Annotated in this window: 14 protein-coding genes; 10 read left to right on the plus strand and 4 right to left on the minus strand. The window is 70.7% G+C overall.

Translation table 11 applies throughout. From position 1 onward, the window contains the following. Nucleotides 1–69: 69 nt before the first annotated feature. Entirely contained in the window at nt 70–843 is a 774-nt protein-coding gene (locus Van01_RS15875) for a hypothetical protein (protein WP_204007583.1), read from the minus strand. A 269-nt stretch (nt 844–1112) separates the two neighbouring features. Between Van01_RS15875 and Van01_RS15880 the strand changes: the two genes are divergently transcribed. From Van01_RS15880 to Van01_RS15900, 5 genes are all read left to right on the plus strand, one after another. Beyond that, nucleotides 1113–1901, plus strand: coding sequence for an alpha/beta hydrolase (locus Van01_RS15880; RefSeq protein ID WP_204007584.1), 789 nt, complete (start codon nt 1113–1115; stop codon nt 1899–1901). After that, nucleotides 1898–2689, plus strand: a complete 792-nt coding sequence (locus Van01_RS15885; protein ID WP_204007585.1) for an MBL fold metallo-hydrolase — start codon at nt 1898–1900, stop codon at nt 2687–2689. Before Van01_RS15880 ends, Van01_RS15885 begins: the two co-directional genes overlap by 4 nt. Before the next feature lie 43 nt (nt 2690–2732). Continuing rightward, complete coding sequence (locus tag Van01_RS15890) at nt 2733–3383, plus strand: class I SAM-dependent methyltransferase (protein ID WP_204007586.1); 651 nt, start codon at nt 2733–2735, stop codon at nt 3381–3383. A 229-nt stretch (nt 3384–3612) separates the two neighbouring features. Next, entirely contained in the window at nt 3613–5094 is a 1482-nt protein-coding gene (locus Van01_RS15895; protein WP_239099107.1) for a S1 family peptidase, read from the plus strand. Between the two features lie 117 nt (nt 5095–5211). Further along, the gene (locus Van01_RS15900; protein WP_204007587.1) at nt 5212–6165 is read left to right on the plus strand and encodes a GNAT family N-acetyltransferase; all 954 of its coding nucleotides are present in this window, start codon (nt 5212–5214) and stop codon (nt 6163–6165) included. A gap of 5 nt (nt 6166–6170) precedes the next feature. Here the strand turns inward: Van01_RS15900 and Van01_RS15905 are convergent, their stop codons facing one another. Together Van01_RS15905 and Van01_RS15910 are read right to left on the minus strand one after the other, a co-directional pair. Continuing rightward, nucleotides 6171–7532 carry a glycosyltransferase gene (locus Van01_RS15905; protein ID WP_204007588.1) on the minus strand — a complete coding sequence of 454 codons (1362 nt, stop codon included), beginning with the start codon at nt 7530–7532 and terminating at the stop codon, nt 6171–6173. Then, nucleotides 7529–8863 carry a cytochrome P450 gene (locus Van01_RS15910; RefSeq protein ID WP_204007589.1) on the minus strand — a complete coding sequence of 445 codons (1335 nt, stop codon included), beginning with the start codon at nt 8861–8863 and terminating at the stop codon, nt 7529–7531. Before Van01_RS15910 ends, Van01_RS15905 begins: the two co-directional genes overlap by 4 nt. A 460-nt stretch (nt 8864–9323) precedes the next feature. Between Van01_RS15910 and Van01_RS15915 the strand changes: the two genes are divergently transcribed. The 5 genes from Van01_RS15915 to Van01_RS15935 are packed head-to-tail and all read left to right on the plus strand — an operon-like array spanning nt 9324 to nt 20748. Then, a complete protein-coding gene (locus Van01_RS15915) occupies nt 9324–16688 on the plus strand; it encodes a non-ribosomal peptide synthetase (RefSeq protein WP_204007591.1) in 7365 nt (2454 codons plus the stop codon). Next, nucleotides 16685–17899, plus strand: a complete 1215-nt coding sequence (locus tag Van01_RS15920) for an FAD-dependent monooxygenase (RefSeq protein ID WP_204007594.1) — start codon at nt 16685–16687, stop codon at nt 17897–17899. Before Van01_RS15915 ends, Van01_RS15920 begins: the two co-directional genes overlap by 4 nt. Further along, nucleotides 17896–19302, plus strand: coding sequence for a phthiocerol/phthiodiolone dimycocerosyl transferase family protein (locus Van01_RS15925; protein WP_204007596.1), 1407 nt, complete (start codon nt 17896–17898; stop codon nt 19300–19302). Before Van01_RS15920 ends, Van01_RS15925 begins: the two co-directional genes overlap by 4 nt. Then, nucleotides 19299–20189: an SDR family oxidoreductase gene (locus Van01_RS15930; RefSeq protein WP_204007598.1), complete on the plus strand. Its 891-nt coding sequence runs from the start codon at nt 19299–19301 to the stop codon at nt 20187–20189. Before Van01_RS15925 ends, Van01_RS15930 begins: the two co-directional genes overlap by 4 nt. Further along, nucleotides 20182–20748 (plus strand): nuclear transport factor 2 family protein, encoded by a 567-nt coding sequence (locus tag Van01_RS15935; protein ID WP_204007600.1) that lies wholly within the window; start codon nt 20182–20184, stop codon nt 20746–20748. Before Van01_RS15930 ends, Van01_RS15935 begins: the two co-directional genes overlap by 8 nt. A gap of 88 nt (nt 20749–20836) precedes the next feature. On the opposite strand, the gene Van01_RS15940 is transcribed toward Van01_RS15935, so the two are convergent. Further along, nucleotides 20837–21770: non-reducing end alpha-L-arabinofuranosidase family hydrolase (locus Van01_RS15940; protein WP_204007602.1), on the minus strand; the 934-nt coding region annotated here is incomplete at its 5' end.

Here is a 21770-nt window from a genome sequence, read left to right on the forward strand (position 1 = left end):
TAGGACCAACCGGTCAGATCCACTTCTATCGTCGGCAGGATCCCCTGATCGTGTCGGCAGCCGTGCGGGTCAGCAGCCGAGGCGCTTGGTGGAAAGGGCGATGTCGTCGATCCAGAGATCGAACGCGCCGGGGGTGGTGCCGCCCTGGTAGAGCTGCCAACCGATCTTCACGGTGTTCACCGTCGGAAGGATGAACGGCACGTCGTTGCCGCCGTGGTCGGTGGTGGAGGCGGTCAACTCCGGGTTGGCCACTCCGTCGATCCACACCGCGACGCGGTTGTCCGCCGGGTCGAGATGCCACTCGAAGCACTGCCAGGTGTCCTCGACGACCGGGGCGGACTCCCGCCAGTTGGTCCAGTCACCTGTCGGTCCGCCATCGGCACCCACACCCCAGAAGATGCCGGGCACCGTCGGCGCGTACTGGCCGCCGATCGGACGGACGATCTCGGAGCTGCCGGTTCCGGTCGCCTCCACGAGGGTGAAGTGCGCCCAGTCGGGGGCGGTCGGGAAGGCGTCGACGCGCAGTCGCATCCGACCGTAGAAGCGGTTGCCCGGGGCTGCGAAGTCGTCGACCCGCAGGAAGGCCCGCCCATTGTCGACGGTGTGGACGTGCAGCACCTGGTTGCCCCGGCGGGCACGTTCCACAGTCAGCGTGCCGTTACGGGTGTCGATGCCCCAGTCCAACGAGCTGGCGCCGCCGCGCGGCAGGCGCTCGAAGTCCTCGCAGAAGAGCATCTGTCGGGTGCAGGAGCCACGCTGGGAGGCATCCGCGGCGTCGGACGGGACACTGCCGACCGTCGCGCCGACCATCAGCACGGTCAGCGCGGCAAGAATGTTGCGCATGTTTCCTCCATGAACTGACTGCCCACCGCCGCGACGCGGCGAGAGCTGCGGCGTCCCTCCAACCGACCCGTGGAAGCGTTCCCATATATAGCAGATGTTGAATCCCTGCGGGTCCGCTACCCGCTGGACAGGGGCCTTACCGATCGCCGGTTCTTCGGCCACAATCGACCGGGAAGCGTCGTATCGCAGGGAATCCGGGACGTATCCTGGCCACAGCGCACGCCGGAGGACGCACCGCCCAGGAGCGCATCGTCGAGGAGTGACCAGCCATGAAACCGATAGTCCTCGTGCACGGCTTCTGGGTGACGCCCCGCAGCTGGGAGAACTGGATCATCCACTTCGAGAGCAAGGGCCATCAGGTGGTCGCGCCCGCGTACCCCGGCTTCGAGGTCGAGGTGGAGGCGCTCAACGCCGACCCGGCACCTATCGCACAGGTCACGGTTCCGCAGATCATCGCCCACCTCGAAGAGGTGGTACGGGCGCTACCGGAACCGCCGATCATCATCGGTCACTCGGCCGGCGGCGCGTTCACCCAGATCCTGCTCGACCACGGTTACGGCGCAGCCGGCGTGGCGCTCAACTCAGCACCCACCGAGGGTGTCCGCGTGGTTCCCCTGTCCCAGGTGAAGTCCACCTTCCCGGTGCTCAAGAGTCCCGCCAACCGGCACAAGGCGGTCGGCCTGACCTTCGAGCAGTGGAAGTACGCTTTCACCAACACGTTCACCGACGAGGAGTCGCGGGCTCTCTACGAGCGCTACCACATCCCCGCCCCCGGCGGCATCGTGTGGGGCGGCGTACTTGCCAACTTCCAGCCTGGCCACCAGGACACCTGGGTCGACTACCAGAACGACGACCGGGCGCCACTGCTGTTCGTGTCCGGCAGCGAGGACCACATCATGCCGCCCGCCGTGCAGAAGTCGAACGCGGAGCACTACACGTCCAGCACCGTCACCGAACGCCGTGAGTACGCCGGCTACGCCCACCTGCTGCCGGCGCAGCAGGGGTGGGAGCGGATCGCCGACGAGGTCCTCGACTGGGCCGTGCGGCAGGCCGGATGACCGACGTACGGATCACGCACGTCGGCGGTCCGACAGTGCTGATCGAGGTCGACGGTTGGCGGCTGCTCACCGATCCGACGTTCGACGCACCCGGCCGGACCTACCGGTTCGGCTGGGGCACCGCGTCGCGCAAGCTCACCGGTCCGGCGCTGCCGGCGGAGTCGGTCGGCGACCTTGACGCGGTTCTGCTCACCCACGACCACCACGCCGACAACCTCGACGACGCCGGCCGGGTCCTCCTGCGCTCGGCGGGCCGGATCGTCACCACGGTGGCCGGCAGCCGGCGGCTCGGTGCCGGCGCCACCGGGCTGGGGCCCTGGGAGCACACCACCCTCACCGCGCCTGGCCGGCCGGCCATCGAGGTCACCGCGACCCCGTGCCGGCACGGCCCGCCACTGAGCCGGCGGATCGTCGGCGAGGTGACCGGTTTCGTGCTGCGCTGGGTCGGCCAGCGGCACGGACCGCTCTGGATCACCGGCGACACCGTGCTCTACGACGGGGTCCGTCAGGTCGCCGACCGGTTCGGCATCGGCACCGTCGTGCTGCACCTCGGAGCGGTACGGTTCGGTCTCACCGGCCCGCTGCGCTACACGATGACCGCCGCCGAGGGCGCCGAACTGTGCGGCCTGATCGGGCCCCGCACGGTGGTGCCGGTGCACTACGAGGGGTGGGGGCACTTCAGTGAAGGCCGGCAGGTGATCGAGGCCGCCTTCGCGTCCGCCCCGTCCACGGTCCGGGAGAGCCTGCACTGGCTCACCCCCGGCACCGCCACCTCCCTCACGGTCTGATCGGAGAGGGTGCCCACTCCGCCCAGCAGTAAGGATCACCATCATGGACAGCCCCGCCGAGAGGCAGGTCACCGAGACGCCGACGGCGAAACAGCGGCGCGTGTGGGACAGGTACGCACCCAGCTACGACAAGCAGATCGCGTTCTTCGAGCGGGTCCAGTTCGCTGGTGGCCGCGAATGGCTTGGCGCCCGGGCACGTGGTCGGGTGCTGGAGGTCGCCATCGGCACCGGCCGGAGCCTGCCGTACTACCCCGCCGACGCGACAGTGGTGGGCGTCGAGCTGAGCCCGGCGATGCTGGACATCGCGCGGCACCGGGCCGCAGACCTCGGCCGTGCGGTCGACCTGCGCCAGGGCGACGCGGAGCAGTTGCCCTTCGCATCCGCGTCGTTAGACACAGTGGTCTGTGCCCTCTCGCTGTGCAGCATCCCGCATCCGGGGCAGGCGATCGACGAGATGAAGCGCGTCCTCGTGCCGGGCGGCCGGCTGCTCCTGCTGGACCACATCGGTAGCACCTGGCCACCGGTTCGCGCCGCACAGTGGCTTCTGGAACGGATCACCGTCCGCACGGCCGGCGAGCACTTCACCCGCCGTCAGCTACCACTGGTGCGGGCGGCGGGCTTCACGATCGTCGAGGCCGAGCGGCTGAAGGCGGGCACCGTCGAGCGCATCCACGCGGTCAGGCCCGAGTCTTAATATGAGTTAACTGATATAGATCAATCTCTATTGCTTCCGGTTAGGTTGGCGGTGGCCCACCTGATCCGGCCGGTGCCCCACCGAGGCGCCCGGCAGCGGCACCGGCCAGGTCAACGGGCTCCACGCCCGCAGCACCGTCGCCCAACCCCGAGGGCGGAGCGCGGCGGGATCCCGCCCCGACCGCGGCGCACCCCCGTTCTCGCGCCGCCGTTCGCACAGGAGGCAACAGATGAGACGAGTTCTCACCCTCGCGGCAGCAGCGATCCTGCTGCCCGTCGGTGCCATCGCCGTAGCGGTGACCCCCGCCGCCGCGGCCCCGCCACCCACCCCCGACACCGCCGCCGCCGTGACAGCCGCATCGTCGGAGATGCTCGCCGCGATGCAGCGCGACCTCGACCTGAGCCCGACCGAGGCGCGTACCCGGATCGCCCGGGACGACAAGGGCACCCGGACCGACGCCGGCCTGCGCCGGTCCCTGGGCTCGTCGTACGCCGGTGGTTGGATGACCGCCGACGGCCTGATCGTCGCGGTCACCGGCAAGGCCGCCGCCAACCGGGTCAAGGCCGCAGGTGCGCGGGCGACGATCGTCGAGCGCAGCGGCGCCGAGTTGGACCGGATCAAGGCGACGCTGGACCGACACGCCGCGAAGGCGCCCGCCGGCGCGGTTCCCGGCTGGTACGTCGACGTCACGACAAACACCGTCGTGGTCCTCGCCAGCGGAAACACCGCTGCCGCCGCGGAGTTCGTCCGCACCAGCCGCGTCGACGCCACGGCGGTCCGGGTGGTCACCACGACCGAGGCTCCCCGACTGCTCTACGACGTCCGGGGCGGCGACGCCTACTACATGGGCGGGCGCTGTTCGGTCGGGTTCTCGGTGACCGGCGGCTTCGTCACCGCCGGTCACTGCGGCCGCACCGGTACCGCGACCCAGGGCTACAACCAGGTGGCCCAGGGCACCTTCCGCGGCTCGTCGTTCCCGGGCAACGACTACGGCTGGGTCCAGACCAACTCGAACTGGACGCCGCAGCCGTGGGTCAACAACTACTCCGGCGGCAACGTCACGGTGGCCGGTTCCACCGAGGCCGCCGTCGGCGCGGCGGTCTGCCGTTCCGGCTCCACCACCGGTTGGCGGTGCGGCACCATCCAGGCCAAGAACCAGACAGTCAACTACGCCGAGGGTTCGGTGAGCGGGCTGACCCGCACCAACGCCTGCGCCGAACCGGGCGACTCGGGTGGCTCCTGGCTCTCCGGCCAGCAGGCCCAGGGCGTGACCTCGGGCGGTTCCGGCAACTGCTCCTCCGGCGGGACCACCTACTTCCAGCCGGTCAACGAGATCCTCTCGGCGTACGGCCTGACGCTGCGTACCAGTGGTGGCGGCAACGAGCCGCCGCCGCCCACCGGGTGCAGCGGCTACGAGGCGACCTACACCGGCAGCATCTCCTCCGGCCAGAGCCGCTACCAGCCGAACGGCAGCTACTACTACTCGTCCGTATCGGGCACCCACCGCGGCTGCCTGGACGGACCGACGGGTGTGGACTTCGACCTCTACCTGCAGAAGTGGAACGGCTCCACCTGGGTCGACGTGGCCGGCTCGTACACTTCCGGGCCGGATGAGTCGCTCACCTACAACGGCACGGCGGGCTACTACCGCTTCGAGGTGCACGCGTACAGCGGCTCCGGCAGCTACACGCTGGGCATCACCAACCCCTGATTCCTCCGACGACGCGGCGGGGTGCGGACCGGATCCGCACCCCGCCGTCAGTCCACGGCCGGCGCGGCCGGGAAAACTGTTCGTCGGCGGTGCGCCGGCCTGGCACAGTGACGCACCATGACGGACACCAGGCTGATGACCGCCGCGGACATCCCGCTGATGCAGGATCTGGCGCAGCGCGTCACCGCCGTGCGTCCGGAACTGATCAGCGCCGGCGCTTCGTACGGCGAACTGGCCTGGGTCTGGGGCCAGGGGTGCGCCCACTACCGGGCGACGTGGCCGAGGCGGCTGTGGTTCGCCGGGCCCGAGCTGGTGGCCTGGGGGTGGGCGTTCCTTCCGCGCCAGGTCAGGCGCAATGACGGCTCGGTCACAGAGGTCAACGGCGCCTCGCTCACGTATCAGATTCACCCCGACAACTTGAATCTGACCGATGAGGTGATCGAGTGGTACGACGAGGTGGCGGCCGGCCTCGAACGCACGGTGTCGCCGACGACCGCCGAGGAGTACGCGCTGGGACGCTGGGCGGCGCACGGCTACCTCGACGACGTGGCGGCGCTCGGCGACGCCGGCGACTGGACCCAGCTCAACGCACGTGACCTCACCGATGTGGAGCAGCCGGTGCTGCCGGCCGGGTTCCGGTTCCGGACCGCCGACGAGGCTGGACCGGAGGCCGCGGTCCAGGCCCACGTGGACGCCTGGGCCCCCTCGGCGTACACCGCCCGGAGCTACGAGGAGGTGCGGCGGACCGCGGCCTACCGCGGCGACCTGCACCTCCTGGTCCAGGCACCGGACGGGACAATGGCCGCGTCGACGATCATGTGGCTCGACCCGGCGAACAGGAGCGTCGAGTTCGAGCCGGTCGGTACCCATCCTGGCTATCGGCGGCGCGGGCTGGCCAGCGCGATGATCCTGCACGGCATGCAGGTGGCGCGGTCGGTCGGAGCCACTCATGCCACTGTCGTCTGCCTGGGGGCACCGGGGCATCCGCAGGCCCGCGAGCTGTACCACAGCCTCGGCTTCCGTGAGCTGTCACGGGATGCGCCGCTGATCAAGGCCGCGTCCACGGGCTGACCGCCTCAGGCTCCCGCTACGCCCGGTGGCCGCTCGCCGCGCCCGGAAAGCTCGCTCAGCAGGTCCGCCGCGCGACCCACCCCACCCGCCTTGCGGCTCTGCTCGCCCCAGTATCGGCTGCGCTGCCGGAAACCGTCCTGCGACAGCAGGCGGTGCAGCTTGCCGGCGACCTCGTCCGGGTCCACCCGGGGCGGGTGGTCGAGAGCCAGCCCCACACCCGCGTCGACCGCCCGGGCGGCGATGTCGTAGCAGTCCAGCCAGAACGGGGTGATCAGCATCGGTTGCCCGAAGTGGACGCCTTCGTGGAAGCCGTTGGCACCGCCGTGGCAGACGAACGCCCGCACCCGTGGGTGGCCGAGCACGGCCAGCTGGGACGGTATCCACTCCTCGACCCGGACATTCGCCGGCAGTGGCCGGCTCAGCACGGCACGTTGCCGGGCCGGAAGCTTCCACAGCACCTGGTGTTCCGGGCCGATCCGGCCCAGGCCCTCGGCGAACGCGTCGAGTTGGGCGGTCGAGAGGGTGGCCAGGGTACCCAGGCAGACGTAGACCACGCTGGGTTGCCGGTCCAGCCACCCGGTCAGTTCGTCGGAGGGCTGGTCGGGCGGTGTGCTCTCGTCAGGCACCATCGCGCCCAACAGGTGCAGGTGGTCCGGTGCGGGAAAGGGGTACTCCAGCCCGAACACGGTGTAGCCGAAGACGGCGACCGCGGCGGCGGCGTACGTCGCGGGATCGCCGGAGGCGTTGGCGAGGCCGGTGGCCCGCCGCCGCCGGGCCGGGCCGGCCACCGCGCGCAGCAGCGCCAGCTGCAACCGTACGCGGTACAGCACGTTCGTCAGTTTCTGCGCTCCGGTCAGCCGGCGCGGAAGTCCCGAGGTCGGCGTCGGGTAGTCCCAGGGCAGCCGGCTCAGGTAGGCGGCGCTTATCGGATACGGCACGCTCAGCACGTAGGGCACAGCCGCGGTGGTCGCCGCGTCGAGTGCGCCGAGGTTCATCACGTCGATGACCATCAGCCGAGGGCCTACCCGGTCGATGTGGGCGAGGGTCCTGCGGTACACCTGGGCGGTGGCGTCGGCCGTCCGCGTTGTCCGGGCGAGTGCCGCCAGGCCGGCGGTGGTACGTGGTCCCCGGGCCATCGCCGCGTACAGGTCGCCTTCGATCCGCACCGGCTCGTCGGCGCCGGGCAGGTACCGCAGCGGGCTGCCGAGCGCGGCAGCCTCGACCCGGTGCCTGCCCTCGACGTCGACACTGAACCACAGGTCGGGTTCGCCCCGCCGGGACAGCTCCCCCGCGATCGTCAGCAACGGGTTGAGCTGCCCGGGGTGAGCCGGGCTGGCGAACATGATCGGGCTGCGGGGCAGGGTCACGGCTTCAGGCGTACCGGCAGGTGGTCGTAGCCACGCAGCACGCGGGTCGGCCGACGTTGCGGTACGCCGTCCAACGCCAGGTCGGGATACCTGTCGAACAGGCTGCGCAGTCCGATCTCACCTTCAAGTCGGGCCAGGTTGGCGCCGAGACAGTAGTGCGCCCCGCTGGAGAAGGCGAGATGGTCGCGCGCGTTGCCCCGGGTCACGTCGAAGCGGTCCGGATCGGTGAAGACAGCCGGGTCCCGGTTGGCCCCACCCAGCATCGGCACCACCACCTCGCCCCGGCGTATCGGTACCCCGGCCACAGCGGTGTCGGTTCGGCAGTACCTGGCGGTCGTCTGTACCGGGGAGTCGTAGCGCAGAATCTCCTCCACCGCGTTCGGCCACCGGTGCGGCTCGGCGCGCAGCAGAGCGAGTTGCTCGGGATGGGCCAGCAGCAGCGCTGTGCCGGTGCCGAGAAGGTTCACAGTCGTCTCGAAGCCCGCAGCCATCAGCAGCCCGGCGAGGGCTACCAGTTCGTCGTCGGTCAACCGTTCACCGTCGCTGTCCAGGAGCACCAGTTGGCTCAGCAGGTCGTCGCCGGGGTCGGCGCGTAGCCGGGCGAAGTGTCCCCGTAGCCAGGCGTCGAGCTGCCGGACTCCTGTCTCGACGCGACGGAACTGGCCGAGGGAGAGCCCCAGGTCCAGCGCCGGCGAGATGGCGGATCCCCAGTCCAGAAAGCGTTGTCGCAGCTGTGGCGGCACACCGAGGATCTCCGCGATCATGGTGACCGGCAGCAGGCTGGCATAGTGCGCCACCAGATCCACCGGACCTCGGTCCGGGGCGGCTCGGCCAAGGTCGTCGAGCAGCTCGGCGCAGTGTCGCTCGACCCGGGGCCGCAGACCCTCGATCGCCCGGGCGGTGAACACCTTGACGACGAGTCGGCGGTAGCGGGTGTGCCCGGGTGGATCCGTGACCAGCATCGACGGCGGGTCGATCGGCCCGATCGGCATCCCCCGCCGGCTCAGCCGGCGCAGCATCGCGAGTAGGCGGGGCGTCGGCGGCGTGTCCGGATGCACGCTGAACGCGTCACCGCGGAGCACCTGGGTGACCACGTCGTGGCGGGTGGCGCTCCACATGAGGCGGCCCCGGACGAGGGCACCCGTTCGGCGGACCTGGCGATAGAACGGGTACGGGTCCTCGCGGATCATCGGGTCGAGGAAGAGGCGGGCAGGTGTGTCGCCCCGACGGGCGGCGGCGGCGATGCCGAGCCGCAGCAGTCCGTGCCGCGTCGCCCAGCGCAGCAGCAACCCGGGCCCGGGCAGTGAGTCCGCCGCCGCCCGGGATGACATACCTGTCGCAGCTCGCCAACCCCGTGCGTCCACCCGCCTCATTCCTCATCTGAAAACTGGCGAATCGACGCCGTCGCGTACCGATATGCGTGCCAGGGACAGCGTCCGGTCAGTCGATTTCGAGTCACACGGTAGAGGCGAATTACAGACAGCTGTCGAAGGCTGACAGACATCGGAATGATGGCTGCGACACGGCACCGCCGCTCGGCTACGCTGCCTCGAAGTGATCAACGGGACAGGCGATGGCGCAGGAAAGAACGCCACGCCAGGGATTTCGCCACACGCACGCCAGGAACAGCCGCCGCAAACTGGCGACTGACTTCACCCGGCCTCCATAGCCGCTCGACTCGTGCGTAGCGGCCAGTTTCGACCGCAGCGACACCACCCTGCACGCTCGGCGCCGGGCACGATCTCGAATGCCGGCAACGGGTCGGTGCGGTGGCGAGCGGAAAGGTGACAAGTGACCAATTCAGACCGTACGCCGCTAACCACATACCAATCAGACATCTGGGTAGCGAGTCGTTTGTCCCCGAACCTTCCACAATTCAACGTGTGTGGCTGGGAACAGTTTGTCGGCCCGGTCGACCACGGTCTCCTGCTCATCCTCCTGCGACAGGCCATAGCCGCAAACGACGCACTGCGATTACGCTTCGACGAGGAGGACGGGCTGCCCTTCCAGTGGGTGGAGCCGGAGCAGGCGGTGGTCGAGATCCACGATTTCCGTGGTGTCTCCGACCCCCACCAGGCGTGCCATTCCTGGATGGCACGGGCCTTCTCCCGGCCCTTCGAGTTGCACCGCAACCGGATGTACCGGGTGGCCCTGCTACGCGAGAGCGAGTCCGTCTCGTACGCGTACCTCAACGCCCACCACCTGGTCACCGATGGTTGGAGCGCCCGGTTGCTGCTGCGTCAGGTCTGCGCCGGGTACGCGGCGGCCGTCGCGGGAGCGGCGCCCCCCTCAGCCCGCGCCGGAGCGGCTCCCGGGGCAGCCGTCGCGGGGACGGCTGCCCCGGCGGGTCGGCGTCGCTCCTACCTGGATCTGGCGCGGGACCTGGCCGGCTACGCCGGATCCGTCCAGCGCAAACGGGACATCGAGCACTTCCGCGCCTGCCTCGACGGGATCACCCCGGCGTTGTTCGCCAACCGGACCACCGGCCGCTACCGGACCGCCCGACACAGCTTTCCTGTGCGGCGGGAACTGATCGACCGGATCCGAGCCACGGGTCAGTCACCGTTCACCGTCTTCGCGGCGGCCCTCGCGGTGCAGCTCGGCCGGATCCACCGCACCGAACAGGTCGTGCTCGGCGTGCCGGTGCTCAACCGGAGCACGTACGCGCAGCGGCAGACAGTCGGTCACGTCGCCAACGAACTGCCGGTGCCGATCGCGGTACCCGGCACCCGAACGATGCCCGAGCTGGTGGCCGAGCTGCACCGGACCCTGCGCTCGATGCGGGCCCACCAACGGCTGTCCCGGGGCGAACTGCTACGCGAGGTCATCGCACCCCACGGGTTCCGCCAACTCTACGACGTGACCCTCTCCTGGCTGCGCTGGCCGCGTCCGGAGGTGATCCCGGGCGTCAGCCACCGCACTGTGGGTGCGAGTCGGGTGGCGGAGCAGAACGCCCTGGCCGTACTCGTCAACGAGTACGACGACGGTGCGTTGACTGTCGATCTCGACTACTCCTGTGACGTGTTCGACGGGGACTTCACCGTCGAAGCGTTCGGCCGGTACCTGGTGACGCTCGTCGGCAACGCGCTCGACAGGCCCGACGAACCCCTGGCCCGGATCCCGATGCTCACCGACACCGAGCTCGACAGGGTCACCGGGGCGCACGGCGACAACGTCGTGGACCATCCGACCGAGGCGACCCTGCACAGCCTGTTCGAGCAGCAGGCTGCCCGTACCCCCGACCGGGTCGCCCTGGTGGTGGACGGTACCGGCGAGACGCTCAGCTACGCCGACCTCGACGCGCGAGCCAACCAGGTGGCGCAGGCGCTGCGGGCCGACGGCGTCGGCCGCGACGACCGGGTGGCCATCCTGGCCGAACGGGGAGCGCCGCTGCTCGCCGGGATCCTCGGCATCCTGAAGGCGGGTGGGGCGTACGTGCCAATCGACCCGGACCATCCGCCGGCCCGGACCCGGTACCTGCTCGCCGACAGCGGCGCGAAGGTGCTGCTGACCGCCGGTGCGCACGTGGCTCGGCAGCACACCGGCGGGGATGACGTCCCGGGCCTGACCGTGCGCAGCCTCGACACGCTGGGCAGCTATCCGCGCGACCCGGTCGAACCGCTGGCCCGGGCCACCGACCTCGCGTACGTCATCTACACCTCGGGATCGACAGGCGATCCCAAGGGCGTGATGGTCGAACACCGTTCGGTGGTCAACCGGCTGGCGTGGATGCAGCGCCGCTACCCCCTGCACGCCTACGACGTGCTTGTGCAGAAGACCCCGATCTCGTTCGACGTGTCGGTGTGGGAGCTGTTCTGGTGGGCGTTCGCGGGGGCCCGGCTCGTCCTGCCGCGTCCCGGGGCGCACCGTGACCCCCGCACGATGTTGACCGCCGTGGCGCGGCACGGCGTGACGGTCATCCACTTCGTGCCGTCGATGCTGGGGCCCTTCCTCGACCTGCTGACCCAGGCGCCCGACCTGCGTCGGCAGGCCGACCCACTCCGGTTGGTCTTCGCCAGCGGCGAGGAGCTGCCCGCCCGGCGGGTCGACCAGTTCCACAGGTTGTTCCGCCTGCCGTCCGGCGCTGACCCCGCCGCCGGTGCCCGGCTGGTCAACCTGTACGGGCCGACCGAGGCCACAGTCGACGTCACGCACCACGAGTGCCACCCCGATCCGGACCGGCCGACGCGGCGGGTGCCGATCGGCCGCCCGATCGACAACGTCCGGCTCTACGTGCTCGGCCGCGACGACCAGCCGCAGCCGGTGGGCGTCCCCGGTGAACTCTGCGTCGCCGGGGTCGCCGTGGCCCGGGGCTACCTGGGACGCGCCGGGGCCGGCGGGACGGCACCGTCCGCTGCCCGGTTCGTCACCGACCCGGTACGGGGCGCAGGCCGGATGTACCGCACCGGTGACCTCGCCCGGTGGCTCGCCGACGGCAGCCTCGACTATCTCGGCCGCCTCGACGGGCAGGTGAAGATCCGGGGCAACCGCGTCGAGCCCGGCGAGGTCCAGCAGGTGCTGGCGGGTTACCCGGGGATCCGCGACGCGGCGGTCGTCGCCCGCACCTCCCCCGGTCGGGACATCCACCTGGTCGGCTACTACGTGGCGGATGCGGATCTGGACCCGGTACGGCTACGCGGCCACCTGCTGCGCCACCTGCCGGACTTCATGGTGCCCGCGTTCTTCGACAGACTGGACCGGCTGCCCCTCACCCCGAACGGCAAGCTCGACGTGGCGGCGTTGCCCGCCCCGGTGGCACCGTCGCCTCAGGGGCCGGAGCAGGAGCCCCGCGACGAGGTGGAGCGGACGCTCGCCGCGATCTGGGCACGGGTGCTGAACCTGCCGGCGGTCGGCATCCACCAGGATTACCACGCCATCGGCGGCGACTCGATCCTGGCGTTGCGGATCCGGGCCGAGGCGGAGCGGCACGGCCTGCACTTCACCCTCGCCGACCTGGCCGAACAGTCGACAGTCGCGGCGTTGGCGACATGTGCACGCCGCGCTGCGCCGGGCGAGGAGTCACCTGCCGCGCCGGCTGCGGAGGGCCCGTTCACGCTCGTGTCCGCGCTCGACCGGGCGCGGCTCGGTGACGCGGAGGACGCCTGCCCCGCCACCGCGCTCCAGCTCGGGCTGCTCTACCACAGCAGCGAGCACGAGGCAGCCACCGCCTATCACGACGTCTTCCGCTACTCGGTCCGGATGCCGTGGCACGAGGAGGCGTTCCGCACCGCGTACCACCGGCTCGTCGCCCGGCACCCCGGCCTGCGATGCGCCTTCGACGTGGGTGGCTTCACCGAACCGCTGCAGATCGTGCACGCCCGGGTCACCGGCGGGCTCGACGTCGCCGACCTGCGTACCCTCGATCCCGCTGCCGCCCGCGCCGAGGTGCTGGCGCACATGCGACAACGGCGCCACCACAGGTACGCCTTCGACAAGCCGCCGCTGTTCCTGTTCCGGGCGCACCTGCTGCCGTCCGGTGTGGTCGATCTGGTGTTCAGCTTCCACCACGTGCTCCTCGACGGTTGGAGCGTCGCCACTGTCGTCGGTGACCTGTTCCGCGACTATCTGCACCTGATCGGTGCCGGAGTCGAGGCGGTCGTCGACACGGCGGTGCCCGGCCTGGCCGCGTACGTCGTCGAGGAACGCCGCGCGCTCGCCTCGACGTCGGCCCGGCGGTTCTGGGCCGACCGGCTCGACGGCGCCGAGCTGACCCAGCTCGACGGTTTTCGGCAGTACGAGCCGCCGGGCGACGACGGGTCGCCGGGGTACGTGGTAGGGCTGCCGGTGGGCCTGGAGCAGCGGGTACGGGCCTTCGCCCAGGAGCACGGACTGCCGCTGAAGTCGGTGTTCCTCGCCGCCTACTGCCTGACCCTGCGGTTGTATTCGGGTGTCACGGACGTGACCGTCGGGCTGGTCACTCACGGCCGTCCCGAGCGGGCCGGGGCGGAGCGGCTGGCCGGCCTTTTCCTCAACACGGTGCCGCTGCGGCTGCGAACCGGGCACTCCTCCTGGCTGGAGTCGATCCGGGAGGTACACCTGCGGGAACAGCAGTGCCAGCCGTACCGGCGTTACCCGTTGCACGCCATCCAGCACGACCGGGGCGGCCGGCCGGTGTTCGAGTTGGCCTTCAACTACGTGCACATGCACGTCCTGGCGCCGCTGCTCAACCTACCCACAATCGAGCCGCTCGGTTTCGACGCCTGGGAGGAGACAAACTTCGCGCTGCTGCTGAACGTGTTCGTCCACCCGGCGGAGCAGCGCATCTCGCTCCGGATCGACGCGGACCGCCGGACGTTCACCCGAGCGCAGACCGATCTGATCGGTGACACGTACCTGCGGATCCTCGGCCGGATCGCCGACGAGCCGGACGCCGCACCGGACTTCGGGTTCCTGGCCCCGGCCACGCCGGTGCTCACGGCCGGGCCGGTCACGGCCACCACCGGGGCGGGCGGCGACGTCGTACGCCGCCTCGCCGGTCACGTACGACGTACGCCGGATGCCGTGGCGGTGGCCGCCGGCACCCGTCGGTGGACGTACGCACGGTTGCAGGAGGAGGCCGACCGGATCGCGTCCGCGCTGGTCCACGCCGGGGTGCGTCCGGGTGACCTGGTCGGGATCGCGGTGGGCCGCTCCCCCGAGATGATCGCGTCGGTCTACGGCGTCGTCCGCGCCGGTGCGGCCTGCCTGCCGCTGGACGTCAGCTACCCGCCGGAGCGGATCGCGGCGATGATCACTCAGGCGCAACCGGTCCGGGTCGTCGCCGACCGGTCACACGCCCGGCTGCTGGGCGAACCCGGGATCGTGCTCGTCGTGGAGGACCTGCTTGCGCCGTCGCGGGTCGTCACACCGGCTCCGTTGCCGCGCAGTCGGCCGGACGACCTGCTCTACGTGCTCTTCACCTCCGGTTCCACGGGCGTCCCGAAGGCGGTGGCGATGTCCCACGCCGCCTTCGACAACCATCAGGTGTGGCAGACGGAGACGGCAAGCGCGGCGGCCGGTGGCGTCACCCTCCAGTTCGCGCCGCTCAGCTTCGACGTGTCGTTCCAGGAAATCTTCACCACGATCAGTGCTGGCGGCAGGCTCCAGATGGTCGAGGAGCGGCAGCGGCGGGACAGCTCGGAGTTGCTGCGCCTGCTCGACCGGGAATCCGTCGAGCGGGTCGTCCTGCCGTACGTGGTGCTCCAGCAACTGGCCGAGGCCGCGGTGACGCTCGGGATCCACCCCCGGGCGCTGCGGGTGGTGATCTCGTCGGGGGAACAGCTGCGGGTGACCGACGAGATCCGCCGGTTCGTCGCGGCCCTGCCGGCCGGCGCGGTGCTGGAGAACCAGTACGGACCTACCGAAACCCACGTCGTCACCGCGTACCCGATGACCGGCGATCCGCAGCGTTTCCCGAATCTGCCCCCGATCGGGTCGGCGGTTCGCGGGGTCACTCTCTACCTGTTGGACGAACGGATGCGTCCGGTGCCGACCGGGGTCGCCGGAGAGTTGTACCTCGGCGGCGTCCAGGTGGCGCGGGGCTACCACCGGCAGCCCGGGCTGACCGGTCAACGGTTCGTGCCCAACCCGTTCGGCCCGCCCGGTGAGCGGATCTACCGCACCGGTGACCTGGCCCGGGTGCTCCCCAGCGGCGATCTGGTCTGGCTCGCGCGGACCGACACCCAGACCAAGATCCGGGGGTTCCGGGTGGAACCGCTCGAGACCGAAATAGCGATAATGAAACTGGCGGCGCACCACCCGGGCATCCGCGAGGCCGCGGTGGTGGCTCGACGCCGCGACGGCACCGACGCCTTCCTGACCGCTTTCCTCGTCGGCGAACCGGCGCGGGTCGATCTCAGCGACCTGCGTCGGCGGCTGCGGGAGTCGCTGCCCGAGCACCTGGTGCCCACCCACGTCCACTGGCTGCCGGAGATGCCGCTGACTCCGAGCGGTAAACGCGACGACGGCCGCCTGCGCGAGCTTCCGCTGTCCGTGCGGACCGCGCGGCCCACACCACCCCGCAACCGGCACGAGCGGGTCCTCGCGGAGATCGCCGCCGAGTTGCTTCACCTGCCGCAGGTCGACGTCGAGCACAACCTGTTCGAGCTGGGCGCCACGTCGCTCACCGCGATGCGCCTGGTCACGCTCATCGAGAAGCGGTACGGCGTCGCCGTGCCCGTCGCCGCCTTCGTCACCGCCCCGACCGTGTCCAACCTCGCCACGCTGCTGCGGGCCGGCGGCGCCGATCCGGCGTCGGTCGACCCGGTGGTGCCGATCCGCACCGGTGGTGAGCGACCGCCGCTGTTCCTCGTGCACCCGATCGGCGGCAACGTCCTGTGTTACCTCCCCCTCGCCCGGCACCTGCCCCGGGACCAGCCTGTCCACGCACTCCAGGCGGCGGGGATCAGCGCCGGGACGGAGCCGCTACGGTCCGTGCCGGCGCTGGCGGCCAGCTACCTCGCGGCGATCCGCCGGGTTCAGCCGACCGGGCCGTACAGGATCGGTGGTTGGTCGTTCGGCGGTGTGGTGGCTTTCGAGATGGCCCGGCAGCTCAACCTCGCGGCCCGCCGGCTCGACGTCGCCGCAGCCGGTCCGGTCGAGCAGTTGATCCTGATCGATCCCATCGCCCGCGGCGGCGACGACCCGGTGCCGGTGACCGAGGACGTGCTGCTCGACTGGTTCTTCTGGGAGCTGATGCCGCTCGACCTGGACCGGCCGGTGCTGGAGCCGATTCCGTCGAATCTGGCGTCGCCGACGGAGCGGCTGGACTTCGTCGCCCGCCGGGCCGGCACCGCCGGAGTGCTCCGTCCGGGCGACTCGCCGGCGGCGGTACGGCGGCTGTTCGAGGTGTTCAAGGCCAACTGGGAGGCGATCATCGCCTACCGTCCCGGGGTCATCGACCAGGACATCACCCTGCTGCGCGCCTCCGATCCGCTGCCGCCCCTGCTCAAACCCATGCACGACATCGCCGGGTCGCTGCACCTCGACCCGCGCAACGGATGGGGGGAACTGACCACGGGCCGGATCGACGTGATCGACGTGCCCGGTGACCATCTGGCCCTGATGGAGCCGCCGCACGTGGTGGACGTGGCCGACCGGATCGCCGAACTGCTGGCCGGCTCGTCCGCCCCAGCGACCGGTCGGACCGGATCCAGCCCGGTCGGCGGCCGACGATGACGGCGGCGGGAAACGGGGCCCGCGGTCCGGCCCGGCGGCGTACCAAGGCACTCATCATCGGCGCGGGCATCGGCGGGTTGACGGCAGCCGCCACCCTGCGTCGCGTCGGTGTCGATGTGGAGATCTACGAGGGCGCCGATGACCTGCGGCCGGGCGGATCGGCGCTGTCGCTGAGCGCCAACGCACGCGTCGCGCTGCGCACCCTCGACCTTGACCTCGACGTGGAGCGGCGGGGCCGGGTCTACCCGGCGCTGCGGCTGTGCACCGCCACCGGCGAGCCGATCAGGACCGTGCCGTTCGCGCGGCTCGGCGAGCGACTCGGGGCGCATAACGTCGCCATCCATCGCGCCGAGCTGCATCAGGCGCTGCTCGCCGCCGCCGGCGACCCGCAGGTGCGGCTCGGCGCCACGGCCCGGCGGTTCCAGGTGGCCGGTGATCGCGTCCGGGTCGAGTTCCACGATGGGCGGACCGCCGAGGGTGACCTGCTCATCGGTGCCGACGGATTCCATTCGGCCGTGCGCCGGCAGCTGGCCGGACCGGAGGTGCCCCGCGAGCCCGGCTACGTCTGCTGGCTCGCGACTGTCGCGCTGCGGCACCCGAGGATCCGGGACGGCTACGCCGCCCACTACTGGGGACGGGGCCAGCGGTTCGGCCTGGTACAGCTCGACGGCGACCGGGTCTACTGGTGGGGCACGTTGAACATGGCGGCGGCCGTGGCCCGCGACTGGCGCGGCGGCAAGGCCGAGATCGAACGGGCGTACGCCGGCTGGGCCGAGGAGGTTCGGGCCGCTGTCGCGCAGACGCCGGAGTCGGCGATCATCAGCGTGCCGGCCCGGGACCGGCCGTTCCTCGAACGGTGGGGCGACGGGCCGGTGACGCTGCTCGGCGACGCGGCGCACCCGATGTTGCCGAGCCTCGGCCAGGGCGCGGCGCTGGCCATCGAGGACGCCGTCGTGCTCGCCCACTGCCTACGGCAGGCGGCCGACAGGTCCACGGCCCTGCGTCGCTACGAGACCGCACGCCGCGAGCGGACCCGCTGGATGGTCCGGGAAGCCCACTCGCTCAGCCGGGTCGAGCAGTTGGCCCACCCGCTCGCCGACCTGGCCCGTCGCCTCTATCTACGCTGGCTGCCCGACCGTCTCCTCGACCGCCGCAACGAGGTCGCACTCACCTTCCCCGGTGTCCCGGAACCGACGGTGACAGCACGATGATCGCCCCGACCGAGGTACGGCGGGCGTTGAGCCCGCTCGAACGCTGGTACTGGATCGCCGACCAGGTGTCACCGCTCAACGTCGTCGCCCGCGTCCGGGTACGCGGTCCGCTGCCGGCCGCGCTGCTCCGCGCCGCGTTGCACCGCCTGCGCCGACGGCATCCGCTGTTGCGGGTGGCGATCGCCACCGACCCGGACGGGCGAGCCCCCCGGTTCGTGCCGACCGGACAGCCGATACCGCTGCACCAGGTGCGCGACGACGAACCGGAGTCGGCGGATGCCGCACCGGGCCGTGAGACAGGCTGGGTACGGCGGGTCAACGACCACGAACTTGTCGACCGGATCGACTGGCGCAGCGGCCCGCTGTGCCGGGCCGTGATGCTCACCCGGTCCCCCACCGCCGGCGGGCCTGACGACGAGGTGCACGATCTGCTGCTGACCATGCCGCACTGCGTGGCCGACGGCACGACAGTGCTGTCCCTGCTGCGGCAGTGGATCGAACTGGCCGGCCAGGCGTGCTCCCCCGGCCCGTCAGAGCTTGCGGCGGACACGTCTGAGCCTGCGCTGCCCGCCTGCGAGGCGATGTTCCCCCGCCGGTACCGGGGCATGGCCGGCACGCTGCGGCTGCGGTGGCTGCTGGCCCGGGAGCTGTACCGCGTGCACCGGCACCGCCCGGCCCGGGTCGCGCCGAGCCGCTTCGTGCCATTCACCGAGCGGCGTACCCGGCTGGTCGCCCGCAGCCTCACCGCGGAGCAGGTCGAGGCACTGGTGGCGGCCTGTCGCGGGGAGGGGACCACTGTGCACGGTGCGCTCGCCGCCGCGATGGTGCTGGCCGTCGCCGCTGAGGCCGGCTCGCCGGGACACGTGACGATCGGTTCCCCGGTCACCTTCCGCGACACGCTGGAGCCCGCCGTGTCCGAACGGGCCGTGGGCGCGTACGTCGCCACCGTGCCGACCGTCGTCAGATACCGTCCAGGGCTGTCTCTCTGGCAGCTCGCCCGCTCGATAAGCGACGACCTCGCGGTCCGTCGCCGGGCGGGCAGCCACTTCGCCATTGTCGACCTGGTCGGCCTCACCGGTCCGGAGTCGGTCGCCGCCAGCGGTCGGTTCATCGAGATGATGGAACGCAGCGGTCCGGTGAACCTGTGCCTGTCCAACATCGGCAGGTACGACTTCCCCGCCCGGATCGGGCCGTGGCGGCTCTCCGGCGCCCAGTTCGTCGCCGGCCTGTCCGTGTGCGGCTACCTCGTGTCCACTGCGAACACCAGTCACGGCCGGCTGTCCTGGAACTTCACATATGTGCCCGACGCGTTGCCCGAGCAACGGGCGGCCAGCCTGGTGCAGGCGAGCGTCGACGCGGTGCTCGCCACGATCGGCTGCCGGCCGGCGGGGAGCCGACAGTGATCCGGCGGGCAGGGCGGATCACGCCTGTGGGTCGCACCGTGGTGGTCACCGGGGCGTCGTCCGGTCTCGGCCGGCACGCGGCACTGCACCTGGAACGGATCGGTTTCCAGGTCTTCGCCGGGGTACGCGCCACGGCCGACGGCGAGCGGCTGCTCGCGGGGTCCTCGGCCGGCCGACTGCATCCGCTGCGCGTCGACGTGACCGAGCCGGACCAGATCCGGCAGGCGGTGGACGAGGTGGCCGGGCGGCTCGGCGACACCGGGCTCTGGGGCCTGGTGAACAATGCCGGCGTCGCCCAACCCGGCCCGTTGGAGTGTCTGTCCGGTGAGCAGCTCCGGCGGCAGTTGGAAACGAACGTGATAGGGCAGGTCGAGACGATTCAGGGGTACCTGCCCCTGCTGCGGGCGGCCCGGGGCCGGATCGTGAACGTCACCTCGGGACTCGGCCGGGTCGCGCTGCCGTACCTGGGCGCGTACGCGGCGGCACAGTTCGCGAAGGAGGCGATCAGCGACAGCCTGCGGCGCGAGTTACGGCCGTTCGGTGTCACGGTCTCGGTGGTACAGCCGGGTGCGATCCGTACGCCGATCTGGGCGAAGATCGACCGGTCCGGTGCGGAACTCATCGACGGTGTGCCGGAGCCGACCGCGTCGTTGTACCGGGATCCGTTCCGGGCCTTCCTGCGCCGCAACGCGCGCCAGGTGCAGCGCAGCAGGACCACGTCCCAGCAGTACGCCCGGACGGTGGCCCGCGCCCTCACCGCGGCTCGGCCGAGGACCCGGTACCCGGTCGGCCCGGACGTGCGTCTCGCGAGTCTGGCGGCCCGGCTGTTGCCGGACAGCCTGATCGATCGGAACCTCGCCGCGCTCGTCCGGCCCCGCGATGGCTGACCCCACCACCTCGGAGCCGAGCATTTCCGGCCCGAACCTGATCCGCGACTACCGACATCGAGAGGTGACCACCGTGGAGACCGATCAGCAGAGCCGGGCGCGCTCGCAGGCGCTCTTCGCCCGCAATCTCGACTACATAAGCGAGGGACGGATCCGCGAATGGGTGGAGCTGTTCGACCCGGACGGGGTGCTGGAGTTCCCGTACCCGCCACCGGGCGTCGCGCCCCGGTTCGTCGGGCATAACGAGTTGTACGAACACATGAAGGAATTCCCGAAGCAGTTCGATGTCCGCTTCTCCGGCCTGGTCTTCCACGAGACCACCGATCCCGATCTGGTCATCGCCGAGTTCGTGGGCCACGGCCGGGGTGTGGTCACCAGACGACAGTTCCATCAGGTCTACATCTCGGTGGTCCGTTTCCGGAACGGCAGGATCGTCCACTTCCGGGACTTCTGGAATCCACTGGTGACGATCCGCACCGCCGCCACTGTCGGCCACGTGTGGCGCGGTCTCGTCGACCTGGTGCGGAAACGGCGACCGGTATCGTCACGTCACCCGTGAGGTGGCCGGGTCGGAGTCGCCGTGCCGAGAGTTGGCAGGGCGAGGCGTGGTCCGGACACCCGGAGGTGTCCGGACCACGCGCGCCCGCTCAGCGTTGCAGAGTGAGCAGGCCGGGACGGTACGGCAGCAGGCCGTAGTCACCGCCGGAGTTGGGTGACCGTCCCTGGTAGAGCAGTTGCAGGTTGCAGGGGTCCACGGTCATCGTCTGGTCGGCGTTGGACCGGATGAGTTCGCCGTGGCTGATGTCGTTGGTCCAGGTGGCGCCGCTGTTGGCCTTACCGGCGAACGGGTTGCTCTCGCTGGTGGCCTGCGGGGTCCACGACCCGCCCAGGCTGGTCGCGGTGAACGACCGGAAGTAGCGGCCCTGCGAACCGATCGCCTCGACGAGCATCAGGTACCGCTGCTGGCCCTGGAGCTTGTACACCTGCACACCTTCGAACAGGTTGTTCGTGGTGTCGGTCATGATCGTGGTGTAGTTCGACCCGAAGCTGCCCGGGAAGTTGCCGATCGGCATGCTGGCCCGGTAGATGCGGCCGTTGTCACCGGCGAAGAACAGATACATGTTCTGGTCATCGCCGATGAGTGCCTGGTCGATCGGGCCCGTACCCGAGTTGGAGATGCTTCCGGTGAACAGCGTCTGGTGCGCCGACCAGCTGTTCACGTTCGTCGGGTTCGTCGACGTCCGGTAGGAGAACGCCGGACCACCCCACTGGTACGCCAACACCCAGATGTTGCGCGGTGCGAAGTAGAACAACGACGGCGCGACAGCCGAGAACGGCATCGCGTTCTGGCTGGCCGAACCCATCTGGTTCCAGTTCGAGAACAGCCCGAAGTTCATCGAACCCCACGACGTACCGAAGTCGTGCGTGGTGGCGTACACCAGGTGCTGACCGTTGTACGGCGCGTGCGTGAAGTCCTTCAACGACACCCAACCCGACCTCGGCTGCGCCAACGCTCCGGTGGACGACCACCGGTACGACGACGGCAGGTTGCAGGTGCCGGTCGGCGGCGGCGTCGTTGGC

The organism is Micromonospora andamanensis (assembly GCF_016863495.1).
Classification (GTDB): domain Bacteria; phylum Actinomycetota; class Actinomycetes; order Mycobacteriales; family Micromonosporaceae; genus Micromonospora; species Micromonospora andamanensis.

Bases quoted from the DNA above. Each gene is read 5' to 3' on its own strand.
- Van01_RS15875 (WP_204007583.1), bottom strand. From the start codon at position 843: ATGCGCAACATTCTTGCCGCGCTGACCGTGCTGATGGTCGGCGCGACG.
- Van01_RS15880 (WP_204007584.1), top strand. From the start codon at position 1,113: ATGAAACCGATAGTCCTCGTGCACGGCTTCTGGGTGACGCCCCGCAGC.
- Van01_RS15885 (WP_204007585.1), top strand. From the start codon at position 1,898: ATGACCGACGTACGGATCACGCACGTCGGCGGTCCGACAGTGCTGATC.
- Van01_RS15890 (WP_204007586.1), top strand. From the start codon at position 2,733: ATGGACAGCCCCGCCGAGAGGCAGGTCACCGAGACGCCGACGGCGAAA.
- Van01_RS15895 (WP_239099107.1), top strand. From the start codon at position 3,613: ATGAGACGAGTTCTCACCCTCGCGGCAGCAGCGATCCTGCTGCCCGTC.
- Van01_RS15900 (WP_204007587.1), top strand. From the start codon at position 5,212: ATGACGGACACCAGGCTGATGACCGCCGCGGACATCCCGCTGATGCAG.
- Van01_RS15910 (WP_204007589.1), bottom strand. From the start codon at position 8,863: ATGTCATCCCGGGCGGCGGCGGACTCACTGCCCGGGCCCGGGTTGCTG.
- Van01_RS15920 (WP_204007594.1), top strand. From the start codon at position 16,685: ATGACGGCGGCGGGAAACGGGGCCCGCGGTCCGGCCCGGCGGCGTACC.
- Van01_RS15925 (WP_204007596.1), top strand. From the start codon at position 17,896: ATGATCGCCCCGACCGAGGTACGGCGGGCGTTGAGCCCGCTCGAACGC.
- Van01_RS15935 (WP_204007600.1), top strand. From the start codon at position 20,182: ATGGCTGACCCCACCACCTCGGAGCCGAGCATTTCCGGCCCGAACCTG.